This window comes from Nocardiopsis sp. N85, assembly GCF_028882275.1.
GTDB lineage: Bacteria > Actinomycetota > Actinomycetes > Streptosporangiales > Streptosporangiaceae > Nocardiopsis > Nocardiopsis lambiniae.
On record NZ_JARBUT010000018.1, the window covers coordinates 82,590 to 98,070 of the forward strand.

Genomic DNA, 15,481 nt, shown 5'->3' on the forward strand with positions numbered 1-15,481 from the left:
TTTTTCTGCGAACCGTCCCTTTCATCACGATATGGCCGAAAGTGGCCACGGAGCGTGGGTTACCGCTCTCGGAGAACCGGGGAGAGGCCGGATATTTTGTCCGGGTGAGCACCTCCGAGAACACCACCCCAGCCGACGACTCCACCGCCACGCCGGCCGAGGAGACCACCACCGAGGGCGGCACCACCGCCGAGGACACCCCGCCGGGCCCCGACGCCTTCCTGGCCGGCGTCCGCCCCGAGAGCACCCCGAGAGTACTCTCCGCCGAGACCTTCGCCCTGACGGGTCTGCTGCTGGTCCTCCCCGTGGTCGCCACCGGTCGCCTGTTCGAGCTGTTCGGCTGGTTCGCCCTCACCGACCTGACCCTGGAGGACCCGCGCCAGGCCGTGGTCGTCAACGCCGACCTCGTGGTCGCCGGCGGCCTCAGCGTGCTGGCCGTACTGTCGGGCTCGCTGTCCCTGATCATGGGTCGGGCGACGAACCGGGCCCGTGCCCGCTGGCTCGCCTCGGCGACGGTGCTGACCGGCGCGCTGTTCGTCGTCCTGGCCATCGTCACCTACGTCATCGCCTCGGGACGGATCTGATCACGTTCTCCGGGGCCGCGCGGCGTTCGGGCGCCCCCCGCCCCGGAGAACGGCGACCCCCTCGACGCCCGACGGCGCCGACCCCGTTCCCAGGCGTCGCCCTCCGGCGGGCCCGCGCGCCCCGGCGGCACCTCGATACCGGATTCCGCCCCTGACCGAATGTGGACAATCGCCCCCCATTCCGTCACACACGGTGACATCCGTCGTATTTCCGAGAGATGACGCACCTAGCCGCGAACGGCGCCCGCCCCGAGTCGCGATATTTCCATCACAGAGCGTGATCACCCGCTCTCTTTCGTCGTTGACGCCTCGCCCCCGCTGCCGTAGAAAGGCAATCGCGGACACGGAACCCGATATGGGCGCGAACATTCTCCCGCGTACCCGATATCCCACGGAAGTGGATATGGACTTCCGTTCCCGTGTCATGGGTTAAAACGGCATCACATCGCCGAAATGAGGGATGACATGAACGTCCTCGACCGTTTCACCACGCATTTCTCCCCCCTGACCTCCCCGGGCCCCGAGGCCCTGGCCGCCGCATGGGACGCGGTGGCCCCGACCGTACCGGAGATCCTGCCCCTGGCGGGCCCTCCCGGGGTGTACCCCTACGGCAGGAAGGTGATCTTCGCCAGTGATGACGTGGAGATCATCGTGATGAACTGGGCCGCCCGCCGCATGTGCGCACCGCACGACCACGGCGCCTCCTTCGGCTGGGTGAACATCCTGGCCGGCGAGGTGGAGCACACCCTCTACACCCTGGACCAGAATGACTTCCCGGTCTCCTACTTGAAACGTAGGGAAAAGTCCGGGAGCCGCTATTTCGCAGCGCGCGGAATGGTGCACAGCATGGGGAACTCCAGCGATGACCTGACTTTGACCGTGCACGTCTATGCCCCTCCCATTCACGGGATGAAGGTCTATGACCTGGAAAAGTGCGCGGCCTGTGTCGTCAGTGACGACTGCGGTGCCTGGTGGCCCGAGGACCAGCGCCAGATCCTCCGTGAGATCCGCTTCCGCAGCCCCGAACCCGCGGGTTCGTGAGCATCGGATCACCTCCCTCCCGAACGAAGGGCCTCATGACCTCCGTACAGCTCTCCCACCGGTTCCTCACCGACCCCGAGCGCACCAACGACGACGTGCTCTCCCTGGTGTCCGCGCCGATCGACCGCGACGACTTCCCCACGGCCCCGACCTCCGACCTCGTGGGCGACCGGCGGACCGTCCTGATCCGCGACCTGACGGACGGGGACGCCCGGCTGACCCCGACCCCCACCGGGACGCCGTTGCTCCTCCTGGTCCTGGAAGGGCGGGTCGAGACCATCGGTGACACCCACGAGCTCCTCGGGCGCGGCCAGAGCCGGTTGTTCCCCGACGGAGGGACGACCCTGCGCCTGGCCCGCTCCTGCCCCTCCGCGCGGGTGTGCGCGGTGTGGCTCGCACCGGTGTCCGACGCCGGGGCGACCGTCTCGGCCCCCGGGCCGGACGAGCCGCCGCACCTGCCCGACTACTACTACGGTTACGACGAGCGGTACGCGGCGGTCTACGCCGCCGGAGGGGAGACCTGGGAGACCCCCGAACCCAACGAGGCCCTGCTGCACGCCCTGGAGAAGCTGGGTGTGAGCGCCGGGCGGGTCATCGACCTGGGGTGTGGAGAGGGCCGCGACGCGCTCCACCTGGCGGGCCGGGGGTTCGAGGTCGTCGCGGTCGACGTGTCGGCGGCGGCCCTGGACAAGGGCCGGGCCAAGGCGGAGGCGGCCGGGGTGACCGTCACCTTCCTGGAACGCGACGTCACCACGCTGGCGCACCTTCCCGGCGACGCCTACGATCTGGCGATCAACATGGGCTGCCTGCACATGATGCCCGACTCCGGGCTGCGCGCGGCCCACCTGCGCCGGGTCCGCGACGTCCTCGCCCCCGACGGGCTGTTCCTGGTGGCCCACTGCCGGGAGCGGTGGTTGGACGGCTTCTACTCCGTCCCCGACTACGACGCGGTGGGCGAGGTCGTCCCCGGGAAGGTCATCCCCCGACGCATCCGCACGGAGGACGGCGGCACACGGATGCTGCCGCTGCCGCTGGTGCCCTACAAGGAGTCGCCCACCGAGGAGTTGCGCGCGGAGGTGGAGTCCGCGGGGTTCCGGATGGTCGCCGACCTCAGCGCGCGCACCGAGGCCTTCGGGAACACCTCGGTCCTGGCCTTCGTCCCCGCCGCGAGGGGGGACGCGTAGATGCCGGCGCTCGCCTTCGTCGCCCTGTGCGTCGCCTGGGGCGGTACCTGGGTGGCCATCCGTCTGGGCGTCACGGAGGCCCCGCCCCTGTGGCTGGCCGCCAGCAGGTTCATCGTGGCCGGGGTGATCATCCTGGTGATCGCCCGCTTCCTCGGCGGGCTGCGGTGGGTCGAACGTCGGGACTGGGGACGACTCGTCCTGATGTCGCTGGGCGCGATCAGCGTGTGCTTCGGACTGATCTTCTGGGGCGGTCAGTACGTCGACGCGGGCCTGACCGCGATCATCGTCCAGGGGTTCGTGCCGATCGGCCTGTTCTTCTTCGGGGTGCTGCTCGCCCGTGAGCGGGTGTTGACCCGCCAATACGTCGGGCTGGGCCTGGGGTTGGCCGGGGTGTGCCTGTTGTTGGTCTCGCAGGCGACGGTGAGCGCCGAACCGCGCGGGCTGCTCGGCATGGTGATGATCATCGTCGGGACCCTGGTCTACGACTGGGCCGCCGTCTACGGGAAACCGATCTTCGAACGCTATCCGGCGGCGTTCGTGTCGGGTATGGAGAACCTCATCGGCGGGCTGTTGCTCCTTCCGTTCTCGCTGCTCTTCGAGTTCGGGGAGTTGCGCTCGGGCGGGTGGATGTTGTCGGGGACCGCCCTGGGCAGTTGGCTGTACCTGGTGTTCGTGGGGTCGGTGGTGGGTTTCACCGCCTACACCTACCTGCTGGGCACCTGGGGAGCCTCGCGCACCTCGGCGTACGCCTTCGCCACCCCGGTGATCGCCGTGGCGGCCGGGTGGTGGCTGGCCGGTGAACGGCTGACCTGGGATCAGGGGGTGGCGATCGTCATCATCTTCTGCGCGGTCGCCTTCGTGACCGTGCGCGACCCGGGCGCGTCGAAGGGGACGAAGGGGTCCGCCGCCGATCCCGCCGCCGAGCGGTCCCGGGGGTAGGGCGCGGGCGGCACCGAGTGCGGCGGGCACGCGGAATGCCCGACCGGGGTCCGCTCCGGGGAGGACATCGCCCACGTCGGCCCGCGTGCCCCACCGACCTGGGGCGACATCGACCGACCGGTGGACGTGCCGTTCGAGGTCGTGCGTCCGCGCGGCGAGGGCGAACCGGTCGACGCCGAGACCCGCGTCTTCGAGCCGGCCTCGTGACGCGCCGTGGGGCGGCCACCGGGGGTCCGGTGGCCGCCCCACGGGTGTCGGGGTCAGGCGATGCGGTCGATGACGATCGGTCCCGGCTCGAAGACGCCGTCCGGGTCGATGTCGAAGGCACCCTCCAGGGCGTCCGCGCCGCGCTCGAACCGCTCGGGTTCGTCGGCGTACAGGGTGAACAGCGGTTCGCCCGCCTTGACCGTCTCCCCCGGCTTGGCGTGCAGGGTCACGCCCGCGCCGAAGGACACCGCGTCCTCCTTGCGGGCCCGGCCGGCGCCCAGGCGCCAGGCGGCCAGGCCGACCTGGTAGGCGTCCAGTCGGGTGAGCACGCCCGAGGTCGGAGCGAGCACCGTCCGACGTTCGGCGGCCTGCGGCAGCGGCGCGTCCGGGTCGCCGCCCTGGGCGCGGATCAGCCGCTTCCACGCCTCCAGCGCGCTGCCGTCCCGGAGTGCCTCGGCCGGGTCCTTGACGCCGTTCTCGCCCGGGGTGAGTCCGGCGGCGGTGAGCATCTCCCGGGCCAGGGCGACGGTCAGCTCCACCACGTCGGCCGGGCCGCCGCCGGAGAGCACCTCCACGGACTCGGCGACCTCCAGGGCGTTGCCGACCTGCCGTCCGAGCGGCACGGACATGTCGGTGATGAGGGCGACCGTGCGCACACCGTGGTCGGTGCCGATGTCCACCATGGTGCGGGCCAACTCGCGCGCGGAGGCGACGTCCTTCATGAACGCCCCCGAGCCCGCCTTGACGTCCAGCACGAGGGCACCGGTGCCCTCGGCCAGCTTCTTGCTCATGATGGAGGCGGAGATCAGCGGGATCGACTCCACCGTGCCGGTGACGTCGCGCAGCGCGTACAGCTTGCGGTCGGCCGGGGCCAGCCCCTCACCGGCCGCGCAGATGACACCGCCCGTCTCGGAGAGCACCGCGCGCATCTCGTCGGTGCTCAGCGACGCCCGCCACCCGGGGATGGACTCCAGTTTGTCCAGGGTGCCACCGGTGTGGCCCAGCCCCCGACCGGACAGCTGGGGCACCGCCGCGCCGCAGGCGGCGACGGTGGGGGTGAGCGGCAGGGTGATCTTGTCGCCCACTCCTCCGGTGGAGTGCTTGTCGGTGGTGGGCCGGTCCAGGTCGGAGAAGTCGAGCCGGACACCGGAGGCGAGCATCGCCTCGGTCCAGCGGGCCACCTCGGCGCGGTTCATGCCGCGCAGGAAGATCGCCATGGCCAGCGCCGACATCTGTTCCTCGGCGACCTCGCCGCGTGTGTAGGCGTCGATCACCCAGTCGATCTGCTCCGGGGTGAGCTCTCCCCCGTCGCGTTTGGCGCGGATGATCTCGATGACGTCCATGTCAGGGTCCTTCCACCGGCGGAAAAAGGGTCTCCCCGGTCGTCGCCGATCGGGCGACGCCGGGGAGAGGGGTGGCGCTGTCGTGTGATCAGGCCAGGTCGTGCGGCCCGAAGGCCTGCGGCAGCACCCGGTCCATGGTGAGGATCCCCTCGGGGGTGTCCACCAGCAGATCGGGGCCGCCGTGTTCGTACAGCAGTTGGCGGCAGCGCCCGCACGGCATGAGGGTCTCCCCCCGGCCGTCCACGCAGGCGAACGCCACGAGGCGACCGCCGCCGGTGGCGTGCAGGGTGCTGACCAGCCCGCACTCGGCGCACAGCGCCAGACCGTAGGAGGCGTTCTCCACGTTGCAGCCGCTGACGGTGCGACCGTCGTCGACCAGCGCCGCCGCGCCCACCGGGTACTCCGAGTAGGGCGCGTAGGCGTGGGTCATGGCCTCCCGGGCCGCCGCGCGCAGGGCCGCCCAGTCCACGTCGGCGGGGTCGAGGGCGCTCATGACCGGCTCGCCCGCCACTGCTTGCCGATCCCGGCGGGCGGTCGCAGACGCTGGGAGGCCAGCGAGAGCACCAGCAGGGTGGCGATGTGCGGGCTGTAGGTGGCCAGCTCGCGCGGCAGCGAGTCGGTCGTGAAGTACCAGGCCAGCAGCAGCACGGCCGCGATGACACCGGCGATCGCCAGGCCCTTGCGGTCGTGTCGGATCTGCCACAGGGCCGCCAGGAGCAGGACCGCGGCCAGCAGGAGCAGCAGGGCGTGGATCGCCGCGCCGCCGCCGCGGATCTGGAGGGCGTCGGTGTAGCCGAACAGGCCGGCGCCCATCGCCAGACCGCCCGGCCGCCAGTTGCCGAAGATCATCGCGGCCAGACCGATGTAGCCTCGGCCACCGGTCTGCCCCTCCTGGTAGATCTGCGAGGCGACGATGGACAGGAACACGCCGCCCATGCCGGCCAGGCCACCGGAGATGACGACCGCGATGTACTTGAAGGTGTACACCGGCACACCGAGGGACTCGGCGGCGTCGGGGTTCTCACCGACCGAGCGCAGTCGCAGACCGAACGAGGTCCGCCACAGCACCAGGTAGGTCAGCGGGATCATGAGGATCGCGATGACGGTGAGTGCCGACATCCGGGTGGTGAGCCCGATGACCAGCGACGCCAGGTCGGCGACGACGGGGACGCCGCCGGCCGCCACCGGGCCGAGCGCGTCGGCCACGAAGGGCACGTCCAGCACCGGGAACCGGGGAGTGGTGGGCGACTGGGAGGCGCCCGCGCCGGGCACGTCGGCGTACACCAGGATGGACAGGTAGCGCATCGCACCGAGCATGAGGATGTTGATCGCCACGCCGGAGACGATGTGGTCGACCGCGAAGGTGACCGTGGCGATGGCGTGCAGCAGACCGCCCGCCATACCGGCCAGGACACCGGCGATGAGACCCATCCAGGGGTCGCCGGTGGACCAGGCGAAGTAGGCGCCGAACCAGGTCCCGAGGATCATCATGCCTTCGAGACCGATGTTGATGATGCCCGCGCGTTCGGCCCACAGACCGCCCAGCGCGGCCATGGCGATGGGCACCGCGAAGGTGATGGTGGTGCGGACGGTGCCCGCGTCGGTCAGCATGTCCTGGCCGGTGATGATCCGCAGACCGGCCAGCGCCACCAGGACCGCGCCGAAGAGGCTGAGCAGCCGCCAGACCGACCGGCCACCGCGGGCCGGGGGCTTGGCCACCGGTCGCATCACGTTGAGTTCCTGGCTCACTTCGCCTCCCCGCCGCGGGTGCCGGCCTCACCGGGGGTGTCGTCCCCGGAAGGCGCGTCGCCGCTGTCGGACGCCGTACCGGCCGGCACGGTCGTCTCGGTCTCGACGGGCCCGGCGACGGTGGTGCCGAGCTCCTTGCCGATCTGTTGCTGCTGGTAACGGCGGCCCCAACGGTGGACGACCTCGTAGACCACGACGACCGTGAGGACGATGGTGGCCTGGGCGATGACGGCGATCTCCTGGGGGATGCCGTCGAAGGGCAGGATGCCCGACGCCTGGTTGAGGAAGGCCCAGAAGAGGGCGGCGAAGGCGATGCCCACCGGGTGGTTGCGGCCCAGCAGCGCGATGGCGATGCCGATGAAGCCGATGCCGGTCGGGAAGTCCAGCGCGTAGTAGTGGGAACTGCCGAGCAGCTGCGGCATGCCCACGAGGCCGGCGACCATGCCCGAGAAGAGCATGGACAGGAACACCATCTTCTTGACGTTGACACCGCTGGCCTCGGCGGCGCTCTGCGACTGGCCGGTGGCTCGCAGCTCGAACCCGAAACGGGTCCGGTTGAGCATCACCGCGTAGCCGACGCCCACCCCGATGGCCAACAGCACCAGGCCGAAGATCTCCCGCTCCGAGCCGAGGAAGCCGGCCGGGATACCGGGCACCCAGGACCCCTCCGGCAGCGGCGGCGTGCCGATGTTGTTGGTGCTGATCTCCACCGCCAGCCGGTTGGTGTTGAGCAGGTAGGCGGTGATGCCCGTGGCCACGGCGTTGAGCATGATCGTCGAGATGACCTCGGACACGCCGCGCGCGACCTTGAGGTAACCGGCGATGCCGGCCCAGGCGCCGCCGACGGCGACCGCGACGACGATCATGACGATCTGGCTCAGCACCGGCGGCAGCACGAAGTGGCCGCCGACGGCGGCGGCCATCAGCGCGGCGAGCCGGTACTGGCCGTCCACGCCGATGTTGAACAGCTTCATCTTGAAGCCGATCGCCACGGCGACGGCGGCCAGGTAGTAGGTGGTGCCGTCGTTGATGATCTGCACCAGGCTGTTGGGCCGGGTGCCGTACTCCATCATCCGGGCGAAGGTGGCGCCCGGGGCGATCCCGCTGAGCAACAGCACCAGCGCGGTGACGGCGATCGCGATGATCCCGGCCGCGAACACCGCGGCGAAGGACAGCGCGAGCATGGCCGACAGGCGGCGGTACAGCAGGAAGGCGACCGCGGAGCCGACGAACGCGCCCACGGCGGCGGCCACCGGTTCGATCAGGGACAGGTCCAGGAACCAGGCCGACAGCAGACCGGAGACCACCGACAGCACCAGGGCGGTCGGGACCACCAGGGTGCGGTGCAGGGTGGTGCCCTCCTCCTTGGTGCCGGCGGCACCGGCCCGGCCCACCTCGGGCATCCGCCGGTCCACCAGGACGACGGCGGCGAACGCCAGGACGACGCCGATGATCAGCGCCGCCCACCACAGCAGCGCCATGTCGAGGGCGACGGTCACGAGGACGCCCAACAGGGCGATGAGGAGCGCCGGGAACGGGCTCCGCGACGCACCCGCGCGGGTGGTCTCACTCATGCCCCACCCCCGTTGCGGTCGGCGGTGTCGTCACCGCTGTCACCTTCCGTGATGTCGGTGCCCTCGTCACCGTGGAGTCCGGCGCCGGTCATGGCGGAGCCGAGCTGCTCGGGGGTGACGGAGGTCGGATCGGCCTGGGCGACCAGGCGGCCGCGCAGGATGACGTGCAGTGTGTCGGACATGCCGATGAGCTCGTCGAGGTCGGCGGAGATCAGCAGTACCGCCAGGCCGGCGGCGCGGGCCTCGCGCAGCTGCTCCCAGATGGCGGACTGGGCGCCGACGTCCACACCCCGGGTGGGGTGGGCGGCGACGAGGAAACGGGGGTCGCCGCTCATCTCCCGGCCGATGATGAACTTCTGCTGGTTACCACCGGACAGGGCGTCGGCGATGACGTCGATGTTGGGCGTGCGCACGTCGTACTCGGCGACGATGCGCTCGGCGTCGGCGCGCGCGCCGGCCTTGTCGATCCAGGGGCCGCGCACGCTCGGCGGCTTGGTCTGGTGGCCCAGGATGCGGTTCTCCCAGAGGGAGGACTCCAGAAGTACGCCGTGGCGGTGTCGGTCCTCGGGGATGTAGCCGACCCCTGCCTCGCGGATCTTGAGGGTGTGCCATCCGGTGATGTCGTCGTCGCCGAGGTGGATGCGGCCGGAGGCGACCGACCGCATGCCCATGATGGCCTCGATCAGCTCGGACTGGCCGTTGCCCTCGACGCCGGCGATGCCGACGATCTCGCCCTCGTGGATGTCGAGGGTGACACCGTCGATGACGGCGCGCCCGTCGCCGGAGTGGACGGTGACGCCGTCCAGGGACAGGACGGTGCGGTCGGTGACCGTGGACTCGCGCAGCTCGGGCACCGGGAGTTCGCCGCCGACCATGAGCGTGGCCAGTTCCCGGGCGGTGGTGGTGCTCGGGTCCGCGGTGGCCACGGTGGTGCCGCGACGGATCACGGTGATCTCGTCGGCGACGGACAGCACCTCGTCCAGCTTGTGCGAGATGAAGATGACGGTGAGGCCCTCGCGCTTGAGTTCGCGCAGGTTGTCGAAGAGTTCGTCGACCTCCTGCGGGACCAGGACCGCGGTGGGCTCGTCCAGGATGATGGTCCGCGCGCCGCGGTAGAGGACCTTGAGGATCTCCACGCGCTGGCGGTCGCCGACGCCGAGGTCCTCCATCAGGCGGTCCGGGTCCACCCCGAGCCCGTACTGCCCGGACAGGTCGCGGATCCTCGCGGCGGCCCGGTTGCCGATGCCGTGCAGGCGTTCGGCGCCCAGGACGACGTTCTCCAGGACGGTGAGGTTGTCGGCGAGCATGAAGTGCTGGTGCACCATGCCGATGCCGTTCTTGATGGCGTCGGAGGGGGAGGAGAACCTGACCTCACGCCCCTTGACGTGGATCGTGCCCTCGTCGGGACGGTGCATCCCGTACAGGGTCTTCATCAACGTGGACTTGCCCGCACCGTTCTCGCCGACGATGGCGTGCACGGTGCCGGGGGCCACGGAGATGTTGATGTCGTGGTTGGCCACGACCCCGGGAAAACGCTTGGTGATCCCGCGCAGCTCAACGGCGGGGGGCGCCTGCCCCTCCTCGCCCGATGGCGTGCTGCTCATCTCTCTCCTTGTGGAAATGCGGAGCGGCGCGGGGCCGGTCGCCGCCGCCGGACGCCCTCGTCCGCGTAACGACGGCCGGGACGGCGGCCGGAGCGGGGATCTCCCCGTCCGGCGGCCGTCCCAGGCCGTGATCATCACGGGTCCTACCCGTGGTGGGGGTGCGCGATCGCGCGTTTACGGCTCGGTCGGAACCTCGATCTCGCCGTCGATGATCTGCTGCTTGATCTCGTCCAGCTCGGTCTGGATCGGGCTGATCAGCTCTTCGTTGGAGGTGGTGTAGTCGACACCGCCACCGGAGAGGTCGAAGCGCTCGATACCGGCGGCGACGTCACCGTCGACGGCGGCCTGGATCAGCTCGAACACGGCCACGTCCACCTGCTTGATGGCGGAGGTGAGCACGAACGGCTTCTGGGCGTCCTCGGCGTTCTCGTACTGGTCGCTGTCGACGCCGATGAACAGGAAGTCGTTGTCGACGGCGGCTTCGAGGACGCCGTTGCCGGAGGCGCCGGCGGCGTGGTAGATCACGTCGGCGCCGCGGTCGTACTGGGCCTGGGCCAGCTCACGGCCCCGGGCGGGGTCGCTGAAGCCGCTGAAGTCCGGCGGCTGGCTGAGGTAGTCGACCTCGACCGTGATGGAGTCGTCGACGTGCGCGACGCCGGCCTCGTAGCCCGCCTGGAACTTGTGGATCAGCGGGGTCTCGACGCCGCCGATGAAGCCGACGTGGTCCTCTTCGGTGCTCAGCGCCGCGGCGGCGCCGGCCAGGAAGGAGGCCTGCTCCTCGGCGAAGACCAGGCTGGTGACGTTGTCGATGTCCGCGATCTCGGAGTCCACGATGGCGAAGTGGACGTCCGGGTACTGCTCGGCCGTCGCCAGGACGGCCTCGTTGTAGGCGAACCCGACGGCGATGACGACGTCGTAGCCCTCCTCGGCCATGGTGGCGAGACGCTCCGCCTTGGCGGACTCGGCCTCGCCGTCGGCGGGCTCGAACTCCTGGGCGTCGACGCCCAGTTCGTTCATCGCCTGCTCCAGGCCGCGGTAGGCCGAGTCGTTGAACGAACGGTCGCCACGACCGCCGACGTCGTAAGCCAGGCCGACCCGGAGCTCGGAGCTCTCGTCGCCGCCGTCGGCACCGTCGCCGGACCCCTCCTGGGCCGCGTTGTCACACGCGGTGAGGGCCAGCACACCGGCCGCCGCGATGGCGGCGAACCTGACCGTGTTGCTGCGCTTCACTTGTTAACTCCCCTTCGCCCTCTCAGTGGCCCGCTTTCACGCGGGGTCCGAACTGAGTTCTGCGGTCGGACGATATCCGGTGGTGGAAAGTACACCCAACCGGCGCACAGAGTTGTTATGAAGGCGAGAGCTGAGTGACACGGGGCCTTACTCGGAAGTTACCAATCGCACACCGAGAGGGGGGCAACCCGCTTTGTCCCGAGGTATTCTGCGGGCCTCCCCGGGCCTCCCACGAGCCACTACTACACAAGGTTCTCGACCGAGTTCTCGGAGTCACAACAGCACGTGAAACGGTGCCGGTCTAGACCGGTCTGGACTCCGATGGGGATCCCATCGGAGCCCGACCGCACCCGGGGCCCGGCGTGGGAGCGGCGGACCGGACCGGGTGTGTTCCGCACCCCTCAGGAGGTGAGGAAGTCGATGACGGCCTGCTTGAAGACCCGCGAGGAGACCGCGTTGAGGTGGTCGCGTCCGGGCACTTCGACGTGGGCCCCCTCGACCGTCGCCGCCAACTCGCCGGCGCCCGCCGCGATCGCGTCCTTGGCGCCCGCGACCAGCAGGGTCGGCACCCGGACCGGGGGGTCGGCGCGGAAGGGGCGCCCGGCCTGTCCCCGGGCGCAGGCGGCCAGCGCGGCGGGGTCGTTGCCGGGGAGCGCGGAGACCGTGCGGTAGACGTGGTCGAAGGGGGTCGTCCCCTCCCCCGGCGCGGACAGGTCGGCGTCCTCGAAGGCGTTGACCGGTCCGAATCCGCCCAGGACCAGGCGACGCACCCGCTCGGGTCGGGTCAGCGCCAGCTCCCAGGCCAGCCGGGAGCCCATGGAGTAGCCGACGACGTCCACCCGTGCGATGTCGAGTTCGTCGAGCAGGGCGAGGAGATCGGACACGAAACGTTCGGGCAGGTAGGAGCCGTCATCGGTGGGTTTTTCGCTGGCGCCGTGGCCGCGCAGGTCGGGGCCGATCACGCGCAGCCCCTCGGCGCCCAGCGCCTGGGGCCACCCGGCGGCCTGCCAATTCATGCCGAAGTTCGTCCCGAAACCGTGGAGCAGAAGCACCGGTGCGGCGTCCGCCGGGGACTGCGGACGCAAATCCGCATAGCGCATTGTCACGTCGCCGACGAGATTCGCAGACATGAATCCTTCAATCCTTATGCGGCCGGATGTATTAACAGAAGACGGAACGGGGCCTTTTCGGAGGTTCCGATAAACGATGGACGGCGAGAACCGCCATCGTTCGTGGATTCCTCCGAACAGGCCCCGTCGCCGAAGCCCGGATCAGTCCGTCGGAGGCTTGAGTCGGACCCGGCGGGCGGGCCTGGCCTCCTCCGTGGGCACCTTGCCGACGATGCCGGCCTGCGGCGCGTCGTCACCGATCGTCACCGCGAAGGTGACGAGGGGGTCGCCGACGGGGACGACCCGGTCCTCCTCGGCGTGCAGTGCGACGATCCGCCCGGCCTTCGGGGAGGGGATGACCACGGCAGACTTGGTGGTCTCCACCTCCACGAGCGGGGCGTTGCGTTCGATGACGTCGCCGACGGACACCTGCCATTCCAGGACGGTGGCCTCGACGAGACCCTCCCCGAGGTCGGGAAGGGTGAAGGTGACGTTCTCTTCAGCCATGGTCGCTCTAGTACTCCAGGGTTCTCTGCACCGCGAACAGGACGCGGTCGATCGTCGGCAGGTACTGCGGCTCCAGCGGGCCCGCGGGATAGGGCACGTCGAATCCGGTGACGCGCTGGACCGGGGCGGCCAGGTCGCGGAAGCAGTGCTCGGTGATGAGCGCGGCCACCTCGGCGCCGAGCCCGGCGGTCAACGGGGCCTCGTGGACGACCACGGCGCGCTTGGTGCGCGCGACCGAGGCGGCCAGTCCGGCCGCGTCGATGGGCTTGAGCCAGCGCAGGTCCAGCACCTCCAGTTCCACTCCGTCCTCGGCGGCCAGTTCGGCCACCTGGAGGCACTTGTGGACCATCGCGCCCCAGGCGATGAGGGTGGCGTGGCGTCCGGGTCGGACGATACGACTGGTGCCGATGGGGTCGGTGGGTTCGGCGAGTCGAACCGGCCTACGGTCCCAGTAGCGGGCCTTGGGCTCCATGTAGACGACGGGGTCGTCGGAGCGCACCGACTGCAACAGCAGGCTGTAGGCCTCGGCGGGGTCGGAGGGGGCCACGACCTTCAGCCCCGGGGTGTGGGCGAAGATCGCCTCCAGGCTCTCTCCGTGGTGTTCGGGGGCCTGGATGCCACCGAAGGAGGGCAGCCGCAGGGTGATCGGCATGGGTGCCGAGCCGCGGGTGCGGTAGTTCATGCGCGCCACCTGGTTGACGATCTGGTCGATCGCCGGATAGGCGAAACCGTCGAACTGGAGCTCGGGGACGGGGCGCCAGCCGTTCATGGCCAGGCCGACCGCCATGCCCATGATCGCGGACTCGGCCAGGGGGGTGTCGAAGACGCGCCGGTCGCCGAACTCCTTCTGGAGGCCGTCGGTGACGCGGAAGACACCGCCCAGGGCGCCCACGTCCTCACCGAAGACCAGGACGTCCGGGTCCTCGGCGAGCAGGACGCGCAGGGCCCGGTTGATGGCCTGCTGCATGGAGAGTTCGAGTGCGGGGGTCTCTGCGGCGGCGTCGGCGCGGTCGATGAGTTCGGTCACGGCTGGACCTCTTCCTCCCAGATGCGGCGCTGCCGGGTCAGCTCCTGGGTGGTCTCCCGGAAGACGTGCGTGAACAACTCGGTGCCCTCGGGTTCAGGGGCGGCGGAGACGCCGTCGCGGATCTCCTCGGCGCGCTTCTTCGCCTCGGCGTCGATGGCGGCGAGTTCGTCGGCGTCGGCGTGGCCGGCCTCGATGAGGGCGGCGCGCAGCAGCGCGACCGGATCGCGGTGCGTCCGCCAGCGGTCGGCCTCGGTCTCATCGCGGTAGCGGCCGGTGTCGTCGGAGGTGGAGTGGGGTTCCACCCGGTAGGTGAGGGCCTCGATGAGGGTGGGGCCCTCACCGCGTCGGGCACGGGCCACGGCCCGGGTGACGGCGTCGTGGACGGCGGCGGCGTCGTTGCCGTCCACCACGACGCCGGGCATGCCGTAACCCTCACCGCGCGCGGCGACGGAGCCGCCGGCGACCTGGCGCTCGTTGGGCACCGACAGCGCCCAGCGGTTGTTCTGGCAGAAGAAGACGACGGGGGCACCGTAGACGCCGGCGAAGTTCATGGCCTCGTGGACGTCGCCCTCGGAGCTGGCGCCGTCACCGAAGTAGGCCAGGGCGACACCGTCGTCACCGCGCATCCGTTCACCGACCGCCCAGCCGACGGCGTGGGGGACGGGGCCGCCGACGACCGCGTTGACGGCGCCGAAGCGGGACTCCATGACGTCGTAGAGGCCGCCGTGCCACAGGGCCCTGTGGGTGGCCATGTAGCCGACCATCTCCACCCCGTAGGCGAGCGCGGAGGCCATCTCGCGGTAGGTCGGGAAGACGAAGTCGCGCCGGGGGTCCAGTGCGGCCGCACTGGCGACCTGGGCCGCCTCCTGCCCGCGGACGGACACGTAGGCGGGGAAGACGCCCTGGCGCTGGAGGGCGACGGCCTCGGCGTCCAGGTCGCGTGCGGTCCGCATGTGCGTGTACAGCGCGCGGGTGAGGTCCGGGGGCAGGTGGTCCACGGTGACGGTCCCCTGACCCGCTGGCTCGTGGGTCGACATGTGCAGCGGCTCCCAACGTGGCCCGTCGCGGTGGTGTGACGCGTCGGACTCCGGGCGATCTGTTAACTGATGAGGCAGATTGTCCGGATAATTCGACACTCGCGCTAGATAATCTCGAAAACTTGATACACATGAGGACGAAAAGCCCTTTCAGGTTCGCGATCGTCCAGCACCCGAGGTGTACGAGCAGGAAAAACGACAGGTCGGTCTGTACACCGCGAATCGGGACTCACCATCACAGATGGATCGCAGTTGGCCACGATAGGTGCCCGTTCGACGATGGAGCGCATACCTTCGGATGCATTCAGGCACTCCGACACGGAAAAGGCGACAAGGCACGACAAAG

At 70.2% G+C, this 15,481-nt stretch carries 14 protein-coding genes; 4 read left to right on the plus strand and 10 right to left on the minus strand.

Annotation, left to right across the window (positions count from 1 at the left end):
• The first annotated feature begins 104 nt into the window (after window positions 1-104).
• The 4 genes from PWG71_RS22110 (at window position 105) to PWG71_RS22125 (ending at window position 3,748) form a co-directional block, all read left to right on the plus strand.
• Window positions 105-584 (plus strand): hypothetical protein, encoded by a 480-nt coding sequence (locus PWG71_RS22110; RefSeq protein WP_274811849.1) that lies wholly within the window; start codon window positions 105-107, stop codon window positions 582-584.
• Window positions 585-1,049: 465 nt separating this feature from the next.
• Window positions 1,050-1,625, plus strand: coding sequence for a cysteine dioxygenase (locus tag PWG71_RS22115; RefSeq protein ID WP_274811850.1), 576 nt, complete (start codon window positions 1,050-1,052; stop codon window positions 1,623-1,625).
• Between the two features lie 35 nt (window positions 1,626-1,660).
• A complete protein-coding gene (locus PWG71_RS22120; RefSeq protein ID WP_274811851.1) occupies window positions 1,661-2,809 on the plus strand; it encodes a class I SAM-dependent methyltransferase in 1,149 nt (382 codons plus the stop codon).
• The gene (locus tag PWG71_RS22125) at window positions 2,810-3,748 is read left to right on the plus strand and encodes a DMT family transporter (RefSeq protein ID WP_274811852.1); all 939 of its coding nucleotides are present in this window, start codon (window positions 2,810-2,812) and stop codon (window positions 3,746-3,748) included. It begins immediately after the preceding gene.
• A gap of 260 nt (window positions 3,749-4,008) precedes the next feature.
• Here PWG71_RS22125 and PWG71_RS22130 read toward each other — a convergent pair whose 3' ends face one another.
• The 10 genes from PWG71_RS22130 to PWG71_RS22175 form a co-directional block, all read right to left on the minus strand.
• Entirely contained in the window at window positions 4,009-5,298 is a 1,290-nt protein-coding gene (locus tag PWG71_RS22130) for a thymidine phosphorylase (RefSeq protein WP_274811853.1), read from the minus strand.
• An 88-nt stretch (window positions 5,299-5,386) separates the two neighbouring features.
• Complete coding sequence (locus PWG71_RS22135) at window positions 5,387-5,809, minus strand: cytidine deaminase (RefSeq protein WP_274811854.1); 423 nt, start codon at window positions 5,807-5,809, stop codon at window positions 5,387-5,389.
• On the minus strand, window positions 5,788-7,047 hold the full coding sequence (locus PWG71_RS22140) for an ABC transporter permease (RefSeq protein WP_274811855.1): 1,260 nt from the start codon (window positions 7,045-7,047) through the stop codon (window positions 5,788-5,790). Before PWG71_RS22140 ends, PWG71_RS22135 begins: the two co-directional genes overlap by 22 nt.
• Window positions 7,044-8,621, minus strand: coding sequence for an ABC transporter permease subunit (locus tag PWG71_RS22145; RefSeq protein WP_274811856.1), 1,578 nt, complete (start codon window positions 8,619-8,621; stop codon window positions 7,044-7,046). Before PWG71_RS22145 ends, PWG71_RS22140 begins: the two co-directional genes overlap by 4 nt.
• Window positions 8,618-10,225 (minus strand): ABC transporter ATP-binding protein, encoded by a 1,608-nt coding sequence (locus PWG71_RS22150; RefSeq protein WP_274811857.1) that lies wholly within the window; start codon window positions 10,223-10,225, stop codon window positions 8,618-8,620. Before PWG71_RS22150 ends, PWG71_RS22145 begins: the two co-directional genes overlap by 4 nt.
• Window positions 10,226-10,399: 174 nt before the next feature.
• On the minus strand, window positions 10,400-11,455 hold the full coding sequence (locus tag PWG71_RS22155; RefSeq protein WP_274811858.1) for a BMP family lipoprotein: 1,056 nt from the start codon (window positions 11,453-11,455) through the stop codon (window positions 10,400-10,402).
• Between the two features lie 401 nt (window positions 11,456-11,856).
• Window positions 11,857-12,585, minus strand: a complete 729-nt coding sequence (locus PWG71_RS22160; protein WP_274811859.1) for an alpha/beta fold hydrolase — start codon at window positions 12,583-12,585, stop codon at window positions 11,857-11,859.
• A 141-nt stretch (window positions 12,586-12,726) separates the two neighbouring features.
• Complete coding sequence (locus PWG71_RS22165) at window positions 12,727-13,071, minus strand: biotin/lipoyl-containing protein (RefSeq protein WP_274811860.1); 345 nt, start codon at window positions 13,069-13,071, stop codon at window positions 12,727-12,729.
• 7 nt (window positions 13,072-13,078) lie between these two features.
• On the minus strand, window positions 13,079-14,098 hold the full coding sequence (locus PWG71_RS22170; protein WP_274811861.1) for an alpha-ketoacid dehydrogenase subunit beta: 1,020 nt from the start codon (window positions 14,096-14,098) through the stop codon (window positions 13,079-13,081).
• Window positions 14,095-15,135 (minus strand): thiamine pyrophosphate-dependent dehydrogenase E1 component subunit alpha, encoded by a 1,041-nt coding sequence (locus tag PWG71_RS22175; protein WP_274811862.1) that lies wholly within the window; start codon window positions 15,133-15,135, stop codon window positions 14,095-14,097. The genes PWG71_RS22170 and PWG71_RS22175 overlap by 4 nt, the downstream gene beginning before the upstream one ends.
• Between the last annotated feature and the right edge of the window lie 346 nt (window positions 15,136-15,481).